Source organism: Actinopolyspora mzabensis, from assembly GCF_900101095.1.
Lineage (GTDB): Bacteria > Actinomycetota > Actinomycetes > Mycobacteriales > Pseudonocardiaceae > Actinopolyspora > Actinopolyspora mzabensis.
In genome coordinates, this window is the sequence record NZ_FNFM01000005.1 from 176,907 (window position 1) to 199,475 (window position 22,569).

Annotated in this window: 21 protein-coding genes; 18 read left to right on the top strand and 3 right to left on the bottom strand. The window is 68.4% G+C overall.

Going from position 1 to position 22,569, the window contains the following annotated elements; all coding sequences use genetic code 11:
- Nucleotides 1–58: 58 nt before the first annotated feature.
- Nucleotides 59–1,078, top strand: a complete 1,020-nt coding sequence (locus tag BLR41_RS09880) for an NAD(P)/FAD-dependent oxidoreductase (RefSeq protein WP_218120044.1) — start codon at nt 59–61, stop codon at nt 1,076–1,078.
- Nucleotides 1,079–1,162: 84 nt separating this feature from the next.
- Here the strand turns inward: BLR41_RS09880 and BLR41_RS09885 are convergent, their stop codons facing one another.
- A complete protein-coding gene (locus tag BLR41_RS09885; protein WP_092627735.1) occupies nt 1,163–1,834 on the bottom strand; it encodes a TetR/AcrR family transcriptional regulator in 672 nt (223 codons plus the stop codon).
- A 157-nt stretch (nt 1,835–1,991) separates the two neighbouring features.
- Between BLR41_RS09885 and BLR41_RS09890 the strand changes: the two genes are divergently transcribed.
- Nucleotides 1,992–2,756 (top strand): SDR family NAD(P)-dependent oxidoreductase, encoded by a 765-nt coding sequence (locus BLR41_RS09890; protein ID WP_092627736.1) that lies wholly within the window; start codon nt 1,992–1,994, stop codon nt 2,754–2,756.
- A gap of 311 nt (nt 2,757–3,067) precedes the next feature.
- On the opposite strand, the gene BLR41_RS09900 is transcribed toward BLR41_RS09890, so the two are convergent.
- Nucleotides 3,068–3,580 (bottom strand): NUDIX hydrolase, encoded by a 513-nt coding sequence (locus BLR41_RS09900; RefSeq protein WP_342745352.1) that lies wholly within the window; start codon nt 3,578–3,580, stop codon nt 3,068–3,070.
- A gap of 196 nt (nt 3,581–3,776) precedes the next feature.
- Here BLR41_RS09900 and dop point away from each other — a divergent pair, with 196 nt between their 5' ends.
- From dop to BLR41_RS09970, 14 genes are all read left to right on the top strand, one after another.
- On the top strand, nt 3,777–5,273 hold the full coding sequence (dop, locus tag BLR41_RS09905; RefSeq protein WP_092627738.1) for a depupylase/deamidase Dop: 1,497 nt from the start codon (nt 3,777–3,779) through the stop codon (nt 5,271–5,273).
- 240 nt (nt 5,274–5,513) lie between these two features.
- Nucleotides 5,514–5,711, top strand: a complete 198-nt coding sequence (locus BLR41_RS09910; protein ID WP_092627739.1) for a ubiquitin-like protein Pup — start codon at nt 5,514–5,516, stop codon at nt 5,709–5,711.
- Between the two features lie 212 nt (nt 5,712–5,923).
- Complete coding sequence (gene prcB, locus BLR41_RS09915; protein WP_092627905.1) at nt 5,924–6,772, top strand: proteasome subunit beta; 849 nt, start codon at nt 5,924–5,926, stop codon at nt 6,770–6,772.
- Between the two features lie 138 nt (nt 6,773–6,910).
- Nucleotides 6,911–7,672, top strand: coding sequence for a proteasome subunit alpha (gene prcA, locus BLR41_RS09920; protein WP_092627740.1), 762 nt, complete (start codon nt 6,911–6,913; stop codon nt 7,670–7,672).
- A 205-nt stretch (nt 7,673–7,877) separates the two neighbouring features.
- Nucleotides 7,878–9,236: a Pup--protein ligase gene (gene pafA, locus BLR41_RS09925; RefSeq protein ID WP_092627906.1), complete on the top strand. Its 1,359-nt coding sequence runs from the start codon at nt 7,878–7,880 to the stop codon at nt 9,234–9,236.
- Between the two features lie 61 nt (nt 9,237–9,297).
- Complete coding sequence (locus tag BLR41_RS09930) at nt 9,298–10,776, top strand: amidase (protein ID WP_092627741.1); 1,479 nt, start codon at nt 9,298–9,300, stop codon at nt 10,774–10,776.
- Between the two features lie 160 nt (nt 10,777–10,936).
- The gene (locus BLR41_RS09935) at nt 10,937–11,923 is read left to right on the top strand and encodes a helix-turn-helix transcriptional regulator (protein WP_092627742.1); all 987 of its coding nucleotides are present in this window, start codon (nt 10,937–10,939) and stop codon (nt 11,921–11,923) included.
- Nucleotides 11,920–12,891 carry a helix-turn-helix transcriptional regulator gene (locus BLR41_RS09940; protein WP_092627743.1) on the top strand — a complete coding sequence of 324 codons (972 nt, stop codon included), beginning with the start codon at nt 11,920–11,922 and terminating at the stop codon, nt 12,889–12,891. Before BLR41_RS09935 ends, BLR41_RS09940 begins: the two co-directional genes overlap by 4 nt.
- 18 nt (nt 12,892–12,909) lie before the next feature.
- On the top strand, nt 12,910–13,101 hold the full coding sequence (locus BLR41_RS09945; RefSeq protein WP_092627744.1) for a bacteriophage holin: 192 nt from the start codon (nt 12,910–12,912) through the stop codon (nt 13,099–13,101).
- Nucleotides 13,102–13,179: 78 nt separating this feature from the next.
- On the top strand, nt 13,180–13,485 hold the full coding sequence (tatA, locus tag BLR41_RS09950) for a Sec-independent protein translocase subunit TatA (RefSeq protein ID WP_092627745.1): 306 nt from the start codon (nt 13,180–13,182) through the stop codon (nt 13,483–13,485).
- A 100-nt stretch (nt 13,486–13,585) separates the two neighbouring features.
- A complete protein-coding gene (gene tatC / locus BLR41_RS09955; RefSeq protein ID WP_092627907.1) occupies nt 13,586–14,455 on the top strand; it encodes a twin-arginine translocase subunit TatC in 870 nt (289 codons plus the stop codon).
- Between the two features lie 71 nt (nt 14,456–14,526).
- A complete protein-coding gene (locus BLR41_RS09960) occupies nt 14,527–17,322 on the top strand; it encodes a DEAD/DEAH box helicase (protein WP_176797917.1) in 2,796 nt (931 codons plus the stop codon).
- A 175-nt stretch (nt 17,323–17,497) separates the two neighbouring features.
- Complete coding sequence (locus BLR41_RS09965; RefSeq protein WP_176797918.1) at nt 17,498–18,013, top strand: DUF4333 domain-containing protein; 516 nt, start codon at nt 17,498–17,500, stop codon at nt 18,011–18,013.
- 113 nt (nt 18,014–18,126) lie between these two features.
- Nucleotides 18,127–19,341 carry a GNAT family N-acetyltransferase gene (locus tag BLR41_RS09970; protein WP_092627747.1) on the top strand — a complete coding sequence of 405 codons (1,215 nt, stop codon included), beginning with the start codon at nt 18,127–18,129 and terminating at the stop codon, nt 19,339–19,341.
- A gap of 51 nt (nt 19,342–19,392) precedes the next feature.
- Here BLR41_RS09970 and BLR41_RS09975 read toward each other — a convergent pair whose 3' ends face one another.
- A complete protein-coding gene (locus tag BLR41_RS09975) occupies nt 19,393–20,385 on the bottom strand; it encodes a 5'-3' exonuclease H3TH domain-containing protein (RefSeq protein WP_092627909.1) in 993 nt (330 codons plus the stop codon).
- A gap of 284 nt (nt 20,386–20,669) precedes the next feature.
- Here BLR41_RS09975 and BLR41_RS09980 point away from each other — a divergent pair, with 284 nt between their 5' ends.
- Both BLR41_RS09980 and BLR41_RS09985 read left to right on the top strand, forming a co-directional pair.
- On the top strand, nt 20,670–21,236 hold the full coding sequence (locus tag BLR41_RS09980) for an ArsR/SmtB family transcription factor (protein ID WP_092627910.1): 567 nt from the start codon (nt 20,670–20,672) through the stop codon (nt 21,234–21,236).
- Entirely contained in the window at nt 21,233–22,561 is a 1,329-nt protein-coding gene (locus BLR41_RS09985) for an MFS transporter (protein WP_092627748.1), read from the top strand. The genes BLR41_RS09980 and BLR41_RS09985 overlap by 4 nt, the downstream gene beginning before the upstream one ends.
- Nucleotides 22,562–22,569: the final 8 nt, after the last annotated feature.

Consider the following 22,569-nt stretch of genomic DNA (forward strand, 5'->3'; position numbering starts at 1 on the left):
CAACTAAAGTTGCGGATTTTGCCCGTGGATTCGCATGGTGGTCGTGGAGGTGGTGGTAATGACCGACGAATCGGCTAAGCACTACGAGGTGGTGGTGATCGGTGGTGGGGCCGCCGGTTTGAACGGGGCGCTGCTGCTGTCGCGGGCGCGGCGCTCGGTGGTGGTGATCGACTCGGGCGAGCCGCGCAACGCCCCGGCAGGCGGAGTGCACGGCCTGCTCGGGCGCGAGGGGGTTCCTCCGGTGGAGCTCATGGAGCGCGGGCGGGAGGAGGTTCGCGATCACGGTGGTCACCTGATCGCGGGCGAGGTCGGCTCAGTGGCTCGGGACAGCGCCGGATTCGACGTGACGCTGCTCGACGGTCGCCGGATCAGTGCTGGCCGGGTGCTGGTGACTACTGGCTTGGTCGACGAGCTGCCCGAGGTGATCGGGCTGCGGGAACGTTGGGGCAGGGACGTGGTGCACTGCCCGTACTGCCACGGCTGGGAGGTTCGGGACCGTGCCATCGGCGTGCTGGCCACCGGCCCGATGTCGGTGCACCAGGCGTTGCTGTTCCGCCAGTGGAGCTTTGATGTCAAGTTCTTCTCCCACACCCTGCCCGCGCCCACCGACGAGGACGTGGAACGGCTCGCGGCACGCGGCATCGAGGTGATCGACGGCCCGGTCGACTCGCTGGAGGTCGGTGAGCGCGGAATCAGCGGGGTGCGGCTCGTCGGCGGCACCGTGGTCGGGCGCGAAGTGCTCGCGATCGCACCACGGATGACCGCACGTGCCGGGTTCCTGGCCGAGCTCGGGCTGCGTGCCGTGGAGCACCCGGCCGGGGTCGGCGAGTACGTCCCGTCCGACGCGACCGGCGCCACCGACGTCGACGGAGTGTGGGTGGCTGGCAATGTCACCGATCCGTCGGCCCAGGTCGGCCCCGCCGCCGCGGCGGGAGCCAACGCGGCGGCACGCATCAACGCCGACCTGGTCGAGGAGGAGACCGCCCGTGCGGTCGCCGCCGCCCGGGAGCCGTTCACCGCCGAGTCCGAGGCCCGTGGCTGTGAAGTGGTGCTGGGCGAGCACCGGAACGGCTTGTGACCCGGGAGAGCCCGTGAATCGGAAAGCCCCGTGAATCGAAAGCGGGCTGTGAACCCTGGGGCGACCCTTCGTGACCGAGCAGTGTCAAGCGGGCGCGCCGGGAAGAGCGTGGCCCGCGGCCGCAGCGGGAGCTTCCCGGCTGATCGTCGGGAGGACCTCGCGCAACGCCGCACGCAGCACGGTGCCGGCCTTCTCCGGGGCGGGGGCGTGGTCGGCGGTGTGCTCCACGGCCACCCGCAGGGCCGTGTTGACCATCGCGGCCTCCGTCTTCACGGTCAGCTCGTCGGCCCGGCGACCGGTGCGGTGGGCGATCCCCGTGGCGAAGGCGGGCTCCGCGTCCCGATGGGCCTGCAGCCACACCGCCCTGATCTCCGGTTCGTCCTTGGTCAGTCGGACCAGCGCCAGCATGGTGGCCATGTCCGCGTGCTCCTCGCCCCCGGCCTGCCCACGCAGTTGGTCGGGCAGTGCCTCGCCGGGTGCCCAGTCGGCCAACGCTCGGGCGACGTCCTCGATCCCGTGGGTCAGCAGGGGCCGTACGAAGCTTTCCTTGCCCGGCCCGGGGCAGTAGCGCCACAGCGTCCGAATCGACACCCCGGCCGCTTCCGCTAGCTCCTCGGCCGAGGTCTCGGCCACCCCTTTGCTCGTGAACAGTCGTACCGCCTCGCGCGCGATGTCCATACGCGTCGCCGCCTTGCGGCGCTCGGTCAGCGGCGGGCGTCCGGTGCGCCTGTTGGACGTCTCCTGCTCGCTCGACATCCTGCGGTTCCTCCTAGTGGCGGCGGTCTCCCGATTCTAGGTCGTTCATTTTTCGGCGCATAATGTAAACCTGGCATTATGTGCCTATAAGTATGGAACGGTTCGGGCCACGCCGATCGTTCGGCGGAATCCGGACCAGGGTGGAAAGGAGTTCGGGATGAGTGGAACCGGCCTGGAAGGACGCTGCGTGGTGGTCACCGGCGCCGGAGCGGGTATCGGGCGCGCCGCCGCGCTGCGGTTCGCCTCCGAGGGAGCGCGGGTACTCATCGCGGACCTCGATGCCGAAGGCGCCTCCACCACCGAACGGCTGATCACGGAGCAGGACGGCACGGCGACCACCGTGATCGGCGATCTGGGCGATCAGAGCGTGGTCGACGAGATCGTCTCCACCGCGGTGGAACGGTTCGGCGGTCCGGACGTGCTGGTCAACAACGCGGGCATCATGGACAGCTTCGCCGCGGTGGCCGATCTGACCGAGGCCGAGTGGGAACGCGTGCTGCGGGTCAACCTGAGCGCTCCCTTCCTGCTCACCCGCGCGGCGCTGCCGCACATGCTTGCCAAGGGCAGTGGTGTCGTGGTCAACACGGCATCGGAGGCGTCCCTGCGGGGCAGCGCGGCGGGGGCCGCCTACACCTCCGCCAAGCACGGCGTAGTCGGACTCACGAGGTCGCTGGCCGTGATGTACCGCGACAGCGGTATCCGAGCCAACGCGATCGCTCCCGGTGGCACCGCCACCGGCATCACCGTCGACGCCGATCCCGAGGCGCTCGGCCCCAACGTTCTCGGCAGCTACGGCAAGAACATCGGTCGTGTCGCCGACGCCGACGAGCAGGCTTCCGCCATCGTGTTCCTCGCCTCCGACGCCGCCAGCAACGTCAGCGGGGTCGTCCTGCCGGTGGACAACGGGTGGTCCGCCGTCTGACGTGGGCTCTCGAAGATCGCTACCCGAGGTCGGGTTTCCCGGAGCGAGAGGGCGGGGTGTTCCACCGAGCGAGCATCCCGGCCACACGGCCACACGGCCACCCGGCCACCCGGCCACACGGCCACCCGGCCACACGGCCACCCGGCCACCCGGCCACCCGGCCACACGGCCACCCGGCCACCCGGCCACCCGGCCACACGGCCACCCGGCCACCCGGCCACCCGGCCACCCGGCCACACGGCCACCCGGCCACCCGGCCACCCGGCCACACGGCCACCCGGCCACACGGCCACCTGGCCGGAAAACCTCGATCAGTCTTCCCGGAAGTCGAACCACTCGGTGAGGAACTGCCTGCCGTCCGGCACGAACGGCCAGGCGGGATCCCGCGCGTGGTTCCGCAGTTCGGCCAGCGGCATCCACCGACCAGCGGCTATTTCCTCCGGCTGGTGGATCACCGGCCCGTCCCAGTGGATCTCGTACACGAAAGCGTGAAATCGCACCGAGCCTCGTTCGTGGCTGGTCCGGAACAGGAAGCGTGGCTCCGCGCGGATTCCCAGCTCCTCGGCCAACTCCCGCCGGGCTGCCTCGTCCGGAGCCTCACCGGCCGCCACGACGCCGCCAGCCCAGCAGTCGTACATGGCCGGGTAGACGTCCTTGTCCGCGGTGCGGCGGTGCACGTAGACCTTCGTCAGATCAGTGGAGCGCACCAGCACCGAGGTGGCCGCGTGCCACAGCCCCTCGGAACGCATCCGCGCTCGCGGGGCCGAACCGACCACCGACCCGTCCCGGTCGTAGACGGCGACTCGTTCTTCTCCCACGGTCACACCACCCGATGATCTCAGTTCCGCTGTCGGCGCCGGGTGGACACTCTCTCGCGGTGCCGCATCGATCCGGTAGCGGCAGTGAGCGAACCGGTACGGGCGGAGTGGGCGCGGGTGCGCCGTCGTTGCCCGCACACGGCACCGGAATGTGACCGTCACAGGGAGTCGTAGACCGCGTTGAACCCGTAGGCTGAACACCATGCGTCGGATCATGGGAACCGAGGTGGAGTACGGGATCACCGTGCCGGGAGACGCGACCGCGAACCCGGTGCTGACCTCCACCCACATCGTGCTGGCCTACGCGGCGGCGGCCGACATCCCCCGAGCGCGGCGCGCCCGGTGGGACTACGAGGTGGAATCGCCGCTGCGCGACGCCCGCGGCTTCGACATGAGTGCCTCGACGTCACCGTCGAACGGCTCGGAGGGTGACGATCTCGGTGCGGCCAACGTCATTCTCACCAACGGGGCGCGGCTCTACGTCGATCACGCCCATCCGGAGTACTCCGCTCCCGAGGTGACCAATCCGCGTGACGCCGTGCTCTGGGACAAGGCCGGGGAACGGGTGATGGAGGAGGCCGCGCTGCGCGCCGCCAGCGTGCCGGGGACCACTCCCATTCAGCTGTACAAGAACAACATCGACGGCAAGGGCGCCAGCTACGGCACCCACGAGAACTACCTGTGTGCCCGCGACACCCCGTTCACGGCCGTCATCGCCGGACTCACGCCCTTCTTCGTCTCCAGGCAGATCATCTGCGGTTCCGGTCGGGTGGGTATCGGCCAGGTTGGCGAGAAACCCGGCTTCCAGCTCTCGCAGCGCGCCGATTACGTCGAGGTCGAGGTGGGGTTGGAGACCACCCTCAAACGCGGCATCATAAACACCAGGGACGAACCCCATGCCGATGCCGACAAGTACCGCAGGCTGCACGTGATCCTCGGCGACGCCAACCTCGCCGAGACGGCCACCTACCTCAAGCTCGGCGCGACCGCCCTGGTCCTGGACATGATCGAGTCCGGACGCCGTTTCGACGATCTCCGGTTGGCCGATCCGGTCAAGGCGGTGCACCAGATCAGCCACGACCCGAGCCTCAACCAGAAGGTCGAACTCGCCGACGGACGGCATTTCACCGGTCTCGACCTGCAGCGGGCCTACCACGAGCGGGCCGTGGAGTACGTCGAGGCGCACGGCAGCCACACCTCGGGCGAGGTGGTGCGAACCTGGGGAGAGGTGCTCGACCTGCTCGCGCGCGATCCGATGGAGTGCGCCGACCGACTCGACTGGCCCGCCAAGTTGAAGCTGATGGAGAACTACCGCAGCCGGGACAACCTCGCCTGGGGGTCGCCCCGGTTGCACATGATCGACCTGCAGTACGCCGACGTGCGCATGGACAAGGGACTGTACAACCGGCTGGTCAGCCGTGGTTCGATGCGCCGCATCCTCGCCGAGGAGGAGGTCCGCGAGGCCGTTACGACACCGCCGGAGGACACCAGGGCCTACTTCCGCGGTCGCTGCCTGGAGCGTTACCCGAACGAGGTCGCCGCCGCCTCCTGGGACTCGGTGATCTTCGACCTGGGGCGCGAGTCGCTGGTGCGTATCCCGACCCTGGAGCCGTTGCGGGGGACGAAGGCACACGTGGGCGAGCTGCTCGAGGCGGCCACCAGCGCCGAGGAACTGGTGGATTCCCTCACCGGTGGGTGATGCAGAAGGGTACCCGCCCGTGATCCACCCGCCCGTGATCCACCCGGCCGCGGGACCTTCGCGGCGCGCCAGATCCAAAACAACCACTTTTGGATCTGGGCGTGTGGCCGATTGACTAGGTAGTGTTCACACCAGGATGTTTTGTTGCCCGTCCGGCCCGAGAGGGTGTCGGGCCCGCCCGGCGGAAGCCGCGGTGCCGGTTACGGGCAGGCATCCTCGATGAGACCACCGGGAGGCGAGATGTCCCAGGAAAAGGTTGAGCGGCACGGCGGCGGAGACGAAGGCGACGACGAGCAGAACGGTGCCGAATCCGCTGGTCAGGATCGTCGGGAGAAGCTCGGCGAGGACGTGGACACTATTCTGGACGAGATCGACGACGTCCTGGAGGAGAACGCCGAGGACTTCGTCCGAGCCTACGTCCAGAAGGGTGGCCAGTAACCCGGAAGGGCCAGTAACGGAGCCCACGGGGCGGTTCAACCGCCCGCTCCTGGCGGAGGCCGGGACGAGACGTCCGAACCGTCCCGTGGAGGCTCCCGTTTCACGGTCGGCGCGGGCGGCACCGGTCCGACCAGCGCGACCGTGCACGACCTAGAGTGTGCACAACCGATCACGTGACGCCCAGTTACTTCGAGCAGGAGACGATGTCGCCCATGGAATCCAGCTCGACTCGGAGCCATCCGGGTCAGGCGCTGCCCCCCGAGTACTTCACTCCCGGATCCTCTTCGTTCACGGATTTCCTCCGAGCCGCGGCGCCCGAGATGCTGCCGCAGGCCAAGGAGAGTAGCGATGGATCCGTGGACGTGCCGCACGGGACGACCATCGTCGCGCTGACCTTCCGCGGAGGTGTGCTGCTCGCGGGGGACCGTCGTTCCACGATGGGCAACATCATCGCCCAGCGGGACATGGACAAGCTCTACGTGACCGACGACTACTCCGCCGTGGGGATCGCGGGTACCGCCGGTATCGCGCTCGAGATGGTGCGGCTGTACGCCGTCGAACTCGAGCACTACGAGAAGATCGAGGGTGTTCCGCTCTCGCTGGACGGTAAGGCCAACAAGCTCGCGACCATGTTGCGCAGCAACCTGCAGGGAGCGATGGCCGGGCTCGCGGTGGTGCCGCTGTTCGCCGGTTTCGACACAGCTGCCGAGGATCCCGACCGGGCGGGACGCATCGTCACCTACGACATCACCGGCGGGCGCTACGACGAGAGCGCGGGGTACAACGCCGTGGGGTCGGGCTCGCTGTTCGCCAAGTCGGCGTTGAAGAAACGCCACGATCCGGAGGCCGATGTCGACTCGGCCGTGCGCAACGCGATCGAGGCGCTCTACGACGCGGCCGACGACGACAGCGCGACGGGTGGGCCGGACGTGGCCAGGAAGATCTATCCCACGGTGGTCACGATCACCGGTGCGGAGGGGGCCGTCCGCATGTCCGAGGAACGAACCGCCGCAGTCGCCGAGGAGGTCGTCGCGGGCAGGCAGCAGAATCCCGGAGGCTGAGGCCGGGAGCCCACGCGGGGTCGGATCGCCACGAGCGGGGGCACGGTGTGTCCGGCCGTCCCGGGGCCGTCGCCGCGTGCGAAGCAAGCGCCATGTGCCAAGTCGGTACAGCACGATTCGAGCCAGGAGTGCACAACCGTGACGATGCCCTTCTACACCTCGCCAGAGCAGCTGATGCGCGAACGCTCCGAGCTCGCCCGCAAGGGTATCGCTCGGGGCCGTAGCGTGGTGGTGCTCAAGTACGCGGGCGGGGTGCTGTTCGTGGCCGAGAACCCCTCGACCACCCTGCACAAGATTTCCGAGATCTACGACCGCATCGGCTTCGCCGCGGTGGGGCGGTACAGCGAGTTCGAGAACCTGCGTATGGCCGGTATCAGGATGGCCGACGTCAAGGGGTACTCCTACGACCGGCGGGACGTCACCGGTCGGGCGCTGGCCAACTCCTACGCGCAGACGTTGGGGGCCATCTTCACCGAACAGGTCAAGCCCTTCGAGGTGGAGATCTGCGTCGCCGAGGTGGGCAGCACACCGGAGGCGGACCAGCTGTACCGGTTGACCTACGACGGTTCCATCGTCGACGAACCGCAGTACGTGGCGATGGGCGGTCAGGCCGAGACCGTCACGTCCGCGCTGAAGGACTCCTTCAGCGACGGCATGGAACTCGAACCCGCCGTGCGGGAGGCGGTGCGCGCCCTGATGGCCGGTGGCGAGGGCTCCCGCCAGTTGGGAGTCGGGCAGCTCGAGGTGGCGGTACTGGAACGGTCCAGGCCGCACCGCACGTTCCGTCGCATCACCGGTGCGGCACTGCGCCAGTTGCTTCCCGACGAGTCCGAGCAGTCCGGCTCGGAAACGGAGGACACCGGGTCGGAGCGGTCGGAAAACGGCGGCTCACCGGAGTGACGGGCCGGTCCCGGGCAGTTCGCGCCGGGACACGGCCTCGTTGTGACGAGCGGAACCGGTGGTTTCGGTGTTCGGTCTCCGAGCGTCGTGACCCCGCTTCCGGCTCGCGTGCGGCCACGTTGTGTGGTGTTATCGGCCGAATTTTTTCGCGTCCGACCCCGAACGGCGGACCGCCGAGTTCGACGAAGACGCCTACTGTGGAGGCATGCAGCGGAGGATCTTTGGCATCGAGACCGAGTTCGGGGTGACCTGTACCTTTCACGGGCAACGCAGGCTCTCCCCGGACGAGGTTGCCAGATACCTGTTCCGGAAGGTCGTTTCGTGGGGCCGTTCCTCGAACGTTTTCCTGCGCAACGGCGCGAGACTCTATCTGGACGTTGGTTCGCACCCCGAGTACGCCACGGCCGAGTGCGACGATCTCGTCCAGCTCGTCACCCATGACAAGGCGGGTGAGCGCATCCTGGAGGACCTGCTCACCGATGCCGAGCGGAGGCTGGCCGACGAGGGTATCGGCGGGGACATCTTCCTGTTCAAGAACAACACCGACTCGGCGGGCAACTCCTACGGTTGTCACGAGAACTACCTCGTGGGGCGTTCGGGGGAGTTCTCCCGCATCGCCGACGTGCTGTTGCCCTTCCTGGTCACCCGACAGTTGATCTGCGGTGCGGGCAAGGTGCTGCAAACTCCACGCGGTGCGGTCTACTGCCTGTCCCAGCGGGCGGAGCACATCTGGGAGGGAGTCTCCAGCGCCACCACCCGTTCCCGCCCGATCATCAACACCAGGGACGAGCCGCACGCCGACGCGGAGCGCTACCGCAGGCTGCACGTGATCGTGGGCGACTCGAACATGTCCGAGGTCACCACCCTGCTGAAGGTGGGCACCGTCAACCTGGTGCTGGAGATGATCGAGCAGGGCGTGCAGTTCCACGACTTCAGTCTGGACAACCCGATCCGTGCTATCCGGGAGATCAGCCACGATCTCACCGGAAGGCGCCCCGTACGGCTGGCCGGTGGCCGTGAGGCGTCCGCGCTCGACATCCAGCGGGAGTACTACGGCCGTGCGGTCGAGTACGTGGCTCGTCGTGGTTCCGACCCGATGACGGACCGCATCATGGACCTGTGGGGCAGGGCGCTGGATGCTGTGGAATACCAGGACTACTCGCTGATCGACCGGGAGGTCGACTGGGCCATCAAGCACCGCCTGCTGGAGCGTTACCGCGACAAGCACGGTCTGGAGCTGTCCAGCCCGCGCATCGCGCAACTCGACCTGGCCTACCACGATCTGCGACGCAACCGGGGCCTGTTCGAGATGTTGCAGCGCAAGGATCTGGTGGACCGTGCCACCAACGACGGTGAGATCGAGGCGGCCAAGGACACTCCACCGCAGAGCACCAGGGCAAAGCTCCGTGGCGACTTCATCGCGGCCGCGCAGACCGCGGGCAGGGACTTCACCGTCGACTGGGTGCACCTCAAGCTCAACGACCAGGCGCAGCGGACAGTGCTGTGCAAGGATCCGTTCCGCGCGGTGGACGAGAGGGTGGAACGTCTGATCAGCTCGTTGTGATTCGTTCGTGTCCGATCCGCGTGGCCGGACGCGTCGAGGCTGCCGCGACGGAAGGGTGGGCATGGACTATTCGGAGTACCGCGAACACGACGGGGTGGGGCTGGCCGAGCTGGTCTCCAGCGGTGAGGTCCCCGCGACCGAACTGCTCGATGCCGCCTTCGATCGCTACGAGAAGGTCAACGACCGCATCAACGCGGTGGTCCGTGCCGACCGGGAGACCGCGGCGGAATTTGCGGGTGGGCTGCCCGCCGGTGGTCCGCTGGCGGGAGTTCCGTTCCTGCTCAAGGACCTGAACCAGGAGGTGGCGGGGCATCCTTCCAGTGCGGGAACAGCCGCGCTGGCGCGGGTGGCGGCACCGGAGACCGCCGAGGTGGTGCGCCGCTGGCTGAACGCGGGGCTGCTGCCGTTCGGACGCACCAACACTCCCGAGTTCGGCGCCAAACCGGTCACCGAGCCCGAAGCCTTCGGGCCCGCCCGAAACCCGTGGTCGCCGGACCGCACCCCGGGTGGTTCCTCGGGCGGCTCGGCGGCAGCGGTCGCCGCCGGAATCGTGCCGGTGGCCGGGGCCAGTGACGGAGGCGGTTCCATCCGGATCCCGGCCGCGTGCTGCGGCGTCTTCGGGCTCAAACCCGGTCGTGGCCTGGTGCCCGCCGGGCCCGCGCGTGCCGAGAACTTTCACGGGGCCGCCTCGGACGGGGTGCTCTCGCGTACGGTTCGGGACAGCGCCGCCGCGCTGGACGCGATCGTGGGAACCGATCCGGCCGGTCCGTACTCACCCGCCGCGCCCCCCAGGGACTTCACCACCGAGATCGCCTCCGAACCCCCTCGGCTGCGTGTCGGTTTCACCTCGCAGTCGGCGTTGGGACGGCCGCATCCCCACGCGATCGAGGCGTTGAGCGATGCGGCCCGACTGTTGGAGTCCCTGGGGCACCACGTGGAACCGGTGAGCTCCCCGGTGGATCTCGATTCGCTGGCCGTGGACTTCCTGCGCGCCTGGTCGGTGAAACTGGCCGCCTCGATCGACGACGCGGTGGCTGCCACCGGAGCGTCGGAAACCTCGTTCGAGCTGGACAGCAGGCTGCTCGCCGCGGTGGGGCGCGCCATCAGCGGCCCCGAGTACAGTGCGCTGCTCGACCGGTGGCACGACTACACGCGCAGGCTGGCCGAGTTCCACCGCGACTACGACCTGTTGTTGACCCCCGGACTCGCCGGCCCACCGGTACGCGTGGGTGAGCTCGCGACCGGCGAGCCGCTGCGCGCGGCGGGCAGAGCGGTGCTCGGGCTGGGACTGGGGAGAATGCTGCGCGCCAGCGGCATGGTGGACCGGGTGGCCAGGGAGAACCTGCGCCACGTGCCCTACACCCAGCTGGCCAACATCACCGGCAGGCCGGCCATGTCCGTTCCGCTGTACTGGGATCCCGAGGGACTGCCGCTCGGTGTGCAGTTCGTGGGGCCGCTGGCGGGCGAGGGGATGCTGTTCCGGCTCGCTGCCCAGCTGGAGCGTGCGCGACCCTGGGCGCGGCGCGAACCACCGCTGTGACCGGCGGGCCGTACGTTCCTCCCGTGTCGGCGCAGAGCGCCTCCGCCGGGTAATCTGGATCTTTTCCAGATTTCCCGGCGGTAGGTGGCCGCGTCGTTTCATCAGGTCACGACGTCGGCCCGCGAACGTGACCGCCGTTACCGTCGCTAGACTCGGCACAGTGGGCATTCCGCGCGCAGAACGCCTGGTCAACCTGGTGCTGTGTCTGCTGTCGACTCGCCAGTACCTCACCGCGGGGCGAATCAGGGGGATCGTTCCCGGTTATTCCGACGCTGCCAGTGACGAAGCGTTCTACCGAACATTCGAACGTGACAAGGCCGAACTCCGCGACCTGGGGATTCCGCTCGAGACCGGGCGCAACTCGGCCTTCGACGGCATCGACGGCTACCGGATAGCGCGCCGTGACTACGAGATCGGCGACATCGCCCTCGAGTCCGACGAAGCCGCCGCCGTGGCGTTGGCGTCCCGGCTCTGGGAAGCACCCGAATTCGGCACCGCCGCGCGCGGCGCGCTGCACAAGCTGCGCGCCGCCGGGATCGATGTCGACGACAGCGCAGCCGGCCCCATCGAACCCAAGGTGCGGGCGGACGAACCGGCCTTCTCCCCGCTGCTGACCGCCGTACGCGAGGGGCGACCGGTGACCTTCGACTACCGCAGGCCCGCCAGCAGTTCAGCGCAACCGCGAACCGTGGAACCGTGGGGAGTGGTGTCCTGGTGCGGCCGCTGGTACGTGGTCGGCCACGACAGGGACCGGCAGGCCGCGCGTTGCTTCCGACTCTCCCGCATCACCGGGGAGGTGCGCGCCTTCGGTAAGCGGGGACAGGTGAACCGCCCCGAGGACGTGAACCTGATGAGCCTGGTCACCGGTTTCGAGTCGACTCCACCACCGCGAACTCCGGTGCGCCTCTGGGTGGCGCGGGGACGTGCCCAGGGAGTGCGCCGGGACGCTGAACTCGTCGCCGAGCGCGAGCTGGACGGCCTCGCCGGTGAGGAGCTGCGTCTCGAACTGAGCTATCCCGAATCGGCGACGGGATGGCTCGCGGGCTACGGCCCCGATGTGGTGGTCCTGGAGCCCGAAACGCTGCGGAAGTCCGTCCGCGAGGCACACCTGGCGACGTTGCGGACCCTTCGGGAGGGAGATCGGTGAGCAGTACGAGTGAGCGGCTTCCCCGGTTGCTCGCGATGATTCCGTACCTGGTCAACAGGCCGGGAATCGAGGTGACCGAGGTCGCGGCCGATTTCGGGGTCAACGCGCAGCAGATTCGTCGGGATCTCGAACTGCTCTGGATGTGCGGCCTGCCGGGATACGGCCCCGGGGACCTGATCGATCTGTCGTTCAGCGGGGACACCGTCACGGTGGTCTACGACGCCGGGATGCGCAAACCGTTGCGCCTGACAGGTCAGGAGGCCACCTCGCTGCAGGTGGCGTTGCGTGCGCTGTCCGAGACACCGGGAATCGCCGACACCGACGCGGTGCGCAGGGCGCTGGCGAAGGTCGAGAACGCCGTGGGCGCCGCGCGGCGCCAGGGTGTCGTGGTCGGGTTGGCCGACGAGTCCCGGCCGGTGGCCACCGAGGTCGGCTCGACCGTCGAGGAAGGCACCAGACTCGGCAACGCGCTGCACATCAGGTACTACACCGCCTCCAGGGACGAGATCACCGAACGTACGGTCGACCCGATGCGGCTGGTGCTCGTGCAGGGGCACAGTTACCTGGAGGCCTGGTGTCGCCGCGCGGGTGGGGTAAGGCTGTTCCGGCTGGACCGGATGGACGACGCCGAGGTTCTCGACGAGCCCACGCGTCCCCCCGCAGAGGCCACCGGCACCGACCTCTCGGGAGGACCGTTCCGCCCCACCGAGCCGCAGCCGAGCGTCGAACTCGAACTGTGCCCCGAGGCCCGCTGGGTGGCCGAGTACTACGCCGTCGACGAGGTCACCGATCTGCCGGACGGATTCACCAGGGTGGTGCTGCGTTACTCCGATCGCGCGTGGTTGGTGCGGCTGGTGCTCGGGCTGGGTGGGAGAGGAAGGGTCCTCGCGCCCGTGGAACTGGCGACCGAGGTTCGACAGCGCGCGGACGAAGCGTTGGAACGGTCGCTTCACTCGCTGTCCACCTGAGGGCGATACGGTGGCACCGTGCCGTACGCGTTGATGGTGGGACTTGTGCTGGTGGCCCTGATCGCCCTGATCCCCGTGGTGCTGACCACGCTCCGCTCGGTTCGCCGCACGCGGTCCGCATACGACCGGGTGTTCGGGGAGCTGTCCGACCGCATGGGGCTGCTGCGGGCACGCGGTGCCGGAATCGGAATCGCCCTGAAGCGTCATTGATCCGATCGAACCTGTCGAAACCGGCCACGTGCGGCGTAATATCCCCGTTGCAGCAGGCTCGAGAAGAGGTGTAGAAGCATGAGTTTCCCCGGTGGTTGGGAGCTGGTCCTCATCGTCGGTGTGTTGGTGTTGCTCTTCGGAGCCGCCAAACTGCCGCAGCTGGCCAGGTCGCTCGGTCAGTCCGCGCGGGTCTTCAAGGCCGAGACGCGTGGCATGAAGCAGGACGAGCAGGCCGCCTCCTCGCAGGGCGAGTCCGAACAGAGCGAGCCGCAACAGCTCACCACGGGTGAGCAGCACTCGACCGGGTTCACGGCGACCAGCGCAGAGCGGTTGAACGGCGAACGGCCGGCCGAGGACAAGCACCGTAACGACGCCACGAACTGACGCGGGGGCTGTGACGGTGGAAGGCAGTAGGCTTCGCCGCCTCAACCCGTTCGGGCGTGATCGCACCAAGTACAGTCGCCGCCGGAACCCCGACGGCACCATGACACTGGTCGATCACCTCTACGAACTGCGCTACCGGTTCGGGGTGGCCCTGCTGGCGGTGATCAGCGGCGGGATCTTCGGCTTCTGGTGGTTCTCCCACCAACTGTTCGGTCTGCCGAGTCTCGGTGACTTCGTGACCGGGCCGTACTGCTCATTGCCCTCCGACATGCGGCTGAGTCCGAACGACAAGTGCCAGCTCATGCAGACCCGTCCCTTCGAGGTCTTCATGATCCAGCTCAAGGTCGGTCTGTCGCTGGGTGCGGTGTTGCTGAGCCCGGTCTGGTTGTACCAGTTCTGGGCGTTCATCGCGCCCGGACTGCATGCCAGGGAACGCAAGTTCGCCAGGGTTTTCGTGGGTATCGGCAGCCTGCTTTTCGTGGCGGGTGCCGCGCTGGCCTACTTCGTCGCCCCGAAGGGGCTCGCCTTCATGTCGGGTTTCGGCGGCGGTGCGTTCTTCACCGCGCTGACCGGCGGGGAGTACATCAACTTCGTGCTGCTGATGCTGTTGTTCTTCGGTATCAGCTTCGAACTTCCCCTGGTCATGGTGATGCTGAACCGGGCCGGCGTCGTGAGCTACGCCAAGCTGCGCAGCTGGTGGCGTGGCAGCGTGTTCGCGCTGTTCGTCTTCGCCGCCATCGCCACGCCGGGGCAGGATCCGCTGTCCATGCTGGTGCTGGCCGCCGCGCTGTGTGCGCTGTACGGAGTGGCCCTGGTGATCTGTCGGGCCCACGACAACTCCAAGGCGCGCAAGGAGGCCTCGGCACAGCAGGCCGACCCCGATCAGCCCTCCGAGCTGGATACCCGTCCCTCCGAGGTCGACGTGGGTAGTCGGGCCGGATCCGCTGTCGAGGAGGACGACGTGACCTGACCGCTTCCCCGGGCGGCCTCGGTGTCAGCATGGTGGACACGTTCACGGCCGAGATATGAAAGTCTGGGAGAGTGGCTGACAGCCGTATCGAAACCACGGAGACGAGCGGGCCCGTCGAGCCTGCGGCGGCGTACGCCGCGCATCAGGCGCGCAGTGCGCATCCGAGACTGCGGGCCTTCACGGTCGACCTGTCCTTCGAGTTGGATCCGTTCCAGCGGACCGCCTGCCAGGCACTCGAGGACGGGCACGGGGTGCTCGTCTGTGCGCCCACCGGCGCGGGCAAGACCGTTGTCGGCGAGTTCGCCGTCAACCTCGCCCTCGCCGGTGGGCGCAAATGCTTCTACACCACGCCGATCAAGGCGCTTTCCAACCAGAAGTACACCGACCTGTGCGAGCGTTACGGCACGGGTGCGGTCGGGTTGCTGACGGGCGACACCTCGATCAACGGCAACGCCCAGGTGGTCGTGATGACCACCGAGGTGCTGCGCAACATGCTCTACGCGGGTTCCAGCAGTCTGGACGCCCTCGGCTACGTCGTCATGGACGAGGTGCACTACCTCGCGGACCGTTTCCGGGGGGCGGTCTGGGAGGAGGTGATTCTGCACCTGCCGCAGCAGGTGCAGGTCGCCAGCCTCTCGGCCACGGTGAGCAATGCCGAGGAGTTCGGCGAGTGGCTGGTGGAGGTGCGCGGCGACACCACGGTGGTCGTCGACGAGCACCGACCTGTGCCGTTGTGGCAGCACATGCTGGTGGGCAACCGCATGTTCGACCTGTTCGGCGGTGAGGACGAGAACCGCGAACTCAAGATCAACCCCAACCTGCTGCGGCACACCCGGGAACTGGGGCGAACCAGGGAACCCCCCGGCAAGGTGCGTCGTGGTCGGGACGGTAAGCGGCGCGTGCAGAACCGGGGCGGAAAATTCTTCCAGCCCTCGCGGGTGGACGTGCTCAACCAGCTCGACGACGCCGAGCTGTTGCCCGCCATCGTGTTCATCTTCAGCCGCGCGGGGTGTGACGCGGCCGTCGGCCAGTGCGTGCGTTCCGGTCTGCGGTTGACCACCGAGGAGGAACTGGACGAGATCCGCTCGGTGATCGACGAGTACACCAGCACCCTGCCCGAGGGCGACCTGGAGGTGCTCGGCTACTGGGAGTGGCGGGAGGCCCTAGAACGGGGTGTCGCCGCCCACCACGCGGGACTGCTTCCCGCGTTCAAGGAAACCGTCGAGGAGCTGTTCGTCCGCGGGCTGGTCAAGGCGGTGTTCGCCACCGAGACGCTGGCGCTGGGCATCAACATGCCCGCCCGCACCGTGGTGCTGGAACGCCTGGTGAAGTTCAACGGGGAGTCGCACGTTGATCTGACTCCCGGCGAGTACACCCAGCTCACCGGGCGTGCCGGGCGTCGGGGTATCGACGTGGACGGGCACGCCGTGGTGATCTGGCAGTCGGGTATGGATCCCAAGCAGGTCGCTGGGCTGGCCTCCACGCGTACCTATCCGCTGCGTTCCTCGTTCCGGCCCGGCTACAACATGGCCGTCAACCTGGTCGGGCGCCTCGGAACCGACTCGGCGCGGGAACTGCTGGAGCAGTCGTTCGCCCAGTTCCAGGCGGATCGTTCCGTGGTGGGCCAGTCCAGACGGGTGGAACGCAACGCGGCCGCGCTCGAGGGCTATGCCGAAGCCATGCACTGCGACCAGGGTGATTTCGCCGAGTACTTCGATCTGCGGCGGCGTATCTCCGACCGGGAGAAGGAACTCGCGAAGCAGAACAAGGCCGCCAAGCGCGCCGAGGCGGCCAAGTCGCTCGAGAAGCTGCGCAAGGGCGACGTGATCACGATTCCGTCCGGCAAGCGCTCCGGGTTGGCCGTGGTGGTGGACCCGGGTCTGGACCCGATGGGCGAGGCACGACCGCTGGTGGTGACGGAGGACCGTTGGGCCGGAAGGGTCTCGGTGGCCGACTTCACCAATCCCGTCGAACCACAGGACAGGATCAAGCTGCCCAAGTACGTCGACGTCCGCTCGCCCAAGTCGCGTCGCCAGCTCGCGAACACGCTCCGGGAGAGCGGGGTCACTCCGGTGGGCAAGCGCCGGGGCGGTAAGGGGTCCTCGGCCGGGGACGACCAGGAGCTCGCCAGTCTGCGTCGGGCGATGCGGTCGCATCCCTGCCACGGTTGCGACGAACGCGAGAACCACGCCAGGTGGGCGGAGCGCCACGAGCGGCTGCGCCGTGAGACCGAACAGATCCGGAACAAGGTGGCCGCCACGACGAACTCGTTGGTGCGTTCCTTCGACCGGATCACCGCGTTGCTCGGGGAGCGCCACTACCTGGATCCGCACAGTTCGGACGACCCGGTCACCGGCCACGGCAAGCGGCTGGCGCGGCTCTACAGCGAGTCGGACCTGTTGCTGGCCGAGTCCCTGCGCGTGGGCAAGTGGCGCGCCCTGCAACCGGCACAGCTCGCCGCGGTGGTCTCGTCGTTGGTCTACGAGTCCAGAGGTGACGCGCCCATGGTTCCGGAAGTGCCGCCGGGGGCGGTCTCCGAAGCCCTTTCGGCGACCTGGGAACTCTGGGCGGAGTTGGAGGACGACGAGCGCAGGCACAAGCTGGACCGCACCCGGGAGCCCGACGCGGGCTTCGCCTGGCCGGTGTATCGCTGGGCCAGAGGGGACTCGCTGGAGAAGGTGCTGACCGCTTCCGCCTCGGCGGGGCACGAGCTCTCCGCGGGGGATTTCGTGCGTTGGTGCAGGCAGGTGATCGATCTGCTGGATCAGATCCGGGAGGTTCTCGGTCGGGAGGATCCGGTCGGTTCGGCAGCGAGCAAGGCGATCAACGGGATTCGGCGAGGCGTGGTGGCCGCGGGCTCCGTGTGACCTTCGGTGGGGATCCACCACCGGGTGCTCGTGCGGGTGGTGAACCGCGCTCTCCCGGAGCGGGACGGGCCGCTCCGGGAGAAGCCCACCCCCGGTCGTGCTTCTTCGGTTGTGGTTGGATCGGCTTCCGACGTCGGCCGAGCCGATGCGAGCTGATTCCCGTCGAAAGGCGCACATGAGCAACCCCTACGGCTCGTCGCCGCCCAGGCAGCCGGACCAACAGCATCGCTACGAAATGTCCGGCTCACCCGACGTCGGTTCCGAGCAGCGGGCTGCCTCCCCAACGAACACCTTCGGCGGGGACCTGCGGGGTTCCCCCGGGGGACGCCCCCCGAGCGTTGGACTCGAAGCCGGTGCTTCCGCGCGGCGGCGCCGACGCCGCGTGTGGCCCTGGTTACTCGGCTCCGTGAGTCTGATGGCCGTGCTGGTGGTGACCGTGCTGGGATTCGTCACCCCCGGCTGGTTCTACCGCACCGTGCTGGAGGCCGATTCGGTGCAGCAGGGGGTGCGCCAGATCGCGCGGGATTCCTACGGCGTGGCCGGTATCGAGTCGGTCACCTGCCCGGCTGAGGAGCCGGTGCGCGCCGGACACAGTTTCACCTGCGAGATGCGGGTCGGCGGCGTCAGCAAGAAGGTTCGGGTCGTTATCCGGGACGCGAAGGGGACCTACGCGGTCGGCAGACCCGACTGATTGCTCCCGCACGTCCCCGCTTTTCGATGCGTGCTCCTCGAACGGGCATGCGGTACTCCGTGAGCCTTCTCAAATCATTCGACCGTGCAGAGCATCGGCGGCATCATGAAGGCGTGATCGAGCACGATGTCAGATTGTTGGCGGACTCCGAGTATCGCGCCGCGCACGACCTCTTCCGGGGTGCCCTGCACATGCCCGCCGCGACCGATGCCGCCTGGCGGCGGATGGCGCCTCCGTACGAGATCGGCCGGGTTTGGGGAGATCACCTCGACGGTGAGCTGGCCGGAACCGCGATGGCGTTTCCCGCTTCGGTGGTGTTGCCGGGTGGGGCCGAGTTGTCCGCAGCGGCCGTGAGCGCCGTCGGTGTGCGGGCGGACCGGACCCGCAGGGGTGTGCTGACCCAGCTGATGCGTGCCCAGCTGCACGAGGCGTGGCAACTCGGTGAGTCCTTCGCGATGTTGCACGCTTCGGAGACGGCCATCTACGGGCGTTTCGGTTACGGGATCGCCACCAGGGCGCGCACGGTTCACTTGGAGAGGGCAGCCGCGAAGCTGCGCGACAGTGCTCCCGGTGGTGGAGACGTGCGACTGGTCGACCCCGAAACGGCCGGTCGACTGCTTCCCGAGATCTACCGGAACCTGCCCGCCGGGGCGGGTGTGATCGCTCGGCCATGGGTCTGGTGGCAGACCCAGCTGCGGCGGGACGGTACGAGTGAGGAGCACACCTCGACTGCCGTGCACCGCGACGCTGCGGGCAACGACGACGGGTTCGTTCGCTGGATGGCGCACAGCAACGACTACAGGTTCGGTGACGGACGCACCACCCTGCGGGTGATGGACATGCGAGCGGCGAACTCGGCCGCTGCCTGTGAGTTGTGGCGGTTCCTGCTCGGCATCGATTTGGCCGACGAGGTGGTGGCGATCGAACGACCGCTCGACGAGCCGTTGGAGTGGTGGTTGACCGACGGTAGGCAGTGTCGGGTACGGGACGTCTACGACGATCTGTGGGTTCGTCCGGTGGACGTGGACGCCGCCCTGCGGGCGCGTGACTACGCCGGATCCGGTGCCGTGGTGCTCGAGGTGCGCGACGCCACCCTGCCGCACAACGAGGGCCGGTACCTGGTCGGTCCCGAAGGGGTCGAACGCGTTGCCCGTGAAACACAGCTGAGTCTCGACGTGGCCCAGCTGGCGCCGCTGTTGTTCGGCGAGGTCGAGCCAACCACCCTCGCGGACGCGAACCTGCTCACCGTGCACGACCCCGCCGCGCTGCCGGTGGCCGACGCGCTGTTCGCCACCCGGGAGCGCGCCTGGTGCGGCACGCACTTCTGAGCGAGGTCGGTCGGTGGGATTGCCGGGTCGCCCGGCCCCGCGGCGCAGGAGTCATCCGGGCAACGCGTCCAGCAGTCGGTCCACGCTACTGCCGAGTCCCCACTCCCGTTGCAGCCCGCGAACCCGATCGGTGTCCACGGCGGTAGCGAGTCCCGTGTCGGAGGTGCCCGTATCGCGGGGCAGCACGTCGGAGGACAGCCTGTGGGTCACCGGGGCGTCGGGAACCGTGTTGACCACCGTCGGTGCGGCGTCGAGGTAGTCCGCGGCCTCCGAGAGCTTCTCCCGGTTGCGTTTCGTCAACCCCTGGTCGCCGGCCTCGGCCGCCGCGCGCAGTTCGGTCAGCGAGCCGAACCGCGTGATCAGTTTGGCCGCCGTCTTCTCCCCGATCCCGGCCACACCGGGCAGTCCGTCCGAGGGATCCCCGCGCAGCGTCGCCATCTCGGCGTAGGCCCGGCCCGCGTTCTCGATGGGCAGTTCGTACCGTTCCGCCAGCTCGACCGGACCGTAGTCCTGCGCCTTGGCCAGGCCGCCCCCGATGTAGACGACCCGACAGGGGGTGGGCGACTCCCGCACGAGTTGGAACAGATCGCGGTCGCCCGTGATCACCTCGATCGGATCGGTGTGCTCCCGCGCCACCAGCGTCGCGATGACATCGTCGGCCTCGTACCCATCGGCCTCGGCGGTGTCGATGCCCAGCGCGGCGAGCAGCTCCAGGATCACCGGAACCTGCGGCTCCAGCGTGTCGGGAACCGCTTCCTCCGAAGTGTCCGTCCCCGCCGTCCCGTCCGCCGCCGTTCCGGAATCCGGAGCGGGTTCGGCCACCCGGTGTGCCTTGTACGAGGGCAGTGCGCGCACCCGGAAGTCGGGGCGCCAGTCGTTGTCCAGACACGCCACCACCCGGCGCGGCGCACGTTCGGTGAGCAGTTTCGCGAGCATGTCGCAGAATCCGCGTACCGCGTTCACCGGAGTTCCGTCCGGAGCGGTCAGTGATTCCGGTAGCGCGTAGTAGGAGCGGAACCAGATTCCGGCCGAGTCGAGCAACATCACCGATGACTTCACGAGGTCCAGCTTGGCACGCCTCCGGTACGGCACGCCGTCCGGCACGTGATCCGGCCCGTTGGGACTCGGATCGCGTTCACCGGTGGTCTCGAACTCGGTCCTCACGAGATTGTCGCGCTGTGCGGGGTGCCGTGACGGTGGGCGGAGCCCTGCTCATTGCTGAGCGGATTTCGCGCCTACGGCGGGGACGTGCCGTTGGTGCATCCTGGACACCTCCAAATCACCAAGAAAACTTGGCAGAGTTTTCTTGGTGATTTATGGTGTGCCGGGTGACCGAGGACCACAGCTACGAGCTCGACGCGGCCGGACTGCGAGCGCTGGCTCATCCGCTGCGGATCCGGATCCTCGGCGAGCTGCGTGCCGAGGGCCCCGCGACGGCCACCCAGCTCGCCGAGCGTTTCGAGCAGCGCTCCGGAACCACCAGTTGGCACCTGCGGCAACTCGCCGAACACGGCTTCGTCGAACAGGACACCGAACGCGGTAACCGCAGGGAACGCTGGTGGCGGGCCACGCACGCCGAAACCGCGTTGCACCCCGAGAGGTTCAGCGCCGACGCCGAACTCGGTCCCGCCCTGAGCGCCCTGCTGCACGAGATAGCCGCCAACCACCACCGCGAACTCACCGGGTTCCTGGCGAGACTGTCCGAATGGTCCGGAGCGTGGATCGAGGCCTCGGAACTGTCGGACTGGCAGCTCTCCCTCTCGCGGGACGAACTGGCCGAGTTCACCGCCGAAGCCGGTCGACTCGTGGAACGCTACCGCCGCGACCCCGCGGCGGGTGACGAACCGGTAATGGTGCAGCTGCGCGCCTTCCCGCGAGGGGAGCGGCGGGAATGAACCGCTCACGGTTGCTGGTGCTGTGGGTGTCGACCGGCACCGTCAGTGCCGCCAGCGCGGCAGGATTCGTGGCGATCCCGTGGTTCGTGCTGACTACCACGGGGAGCGCCGCGAACGTGGGTATGGTCACCGCGGCCGAGCTCGTGGGAATGCTGCTCGCCACCGCGCTCAGCGGCCCGCTGATCGACCGTGTCGGACCTGCGCGGACCGCGCCGCTGGCTGATCTGGCGGCCGCGCTGTGCGTCGGCGCGATTCCGTTGGCAGAAGCCACCACCGGGCTCACGCTCTGGTCGTTGATGTCACTAGCGGGTGCGTTCGGAGCGTTCCGCGAACCCGGCCAGACCGCTCGCCGGGTCGCCGTCCCGGAACTGGTCACCAACGCCGGGGTGGCCATGGAACGCGGTGCGGGCGGGATGGACGCCGCACTGCGGGCGGGGCACCTCTCGGGGGCGCCGCTGGCGGGCGGAGCGCTCGCGCTGTTCGAGCCGCCGGGTGTGCTGTGGCTCGCCACCGCCGTGATGGGGCTGTCGGCGCTGCTGGTCGCCTACGCCTCGCGGGGATTGACCACATCGGACTCCGAGGTCTCGGACACCTCCGAGGGGTTCGGGCGCCGATTCGCCGCCGGGCTCGGCTATCTCCGTCGCGATCGGCTGATCAGCTGGATCGTGGTGCTGCTGTTGTTGACGAACACCCTCGACCTGGCGTTGACGGGTGTGCTGCTCCCCACCTACTCGGCACGGATACTGCACGACTCGCTGGCACTCGGGGTGCTGGTCGGCGCGCTGGGCGGTGCCGCGCTCACGGGGAACCTGCTGTTCACCTGGCTCGGCGCACGGGTGCGACGTCGCAGGATGCTGTTCACGCTCGCGTTCGCGCTGGGGCCGATCCCGCCCCACCTCGCGATGGCAGCGGGCTCCGGGTTCGCGGTGCTGTTCGTCGTGGTGGCCACGTGCGGGCTGGCCGCCGGAATGATCAATCCGATCCTGGCCGCCGTGACCTACGAGCGTATCCCGGCCGAACTGCGCGGACGCGTGCTGAGCCTGACGACTCTCGTGGCGCAGGGCGGTACGCCGCTCGGCGTGCTGTTCGGTGGCCTGGCGGTGGAGGGGATCGGGCTGCGTACCACGTTGACCTGCACTGCCCTGCTCTATCTGCTCGCGTTGGCGATACCGGTCTTCGGCGGTGGCTGGCGGGAGATGAACCGTCCTCGAACTCGGCCAACGGTCGAGGACGTGCTCGCGGGAAGTACACCGCACGGCGGGCAGGAGTTGGCCGACTCGTCATCTCCGGGTTGTGGTCGGCAGGCCGAGAACCCGGGATGCTGATCGTGTCG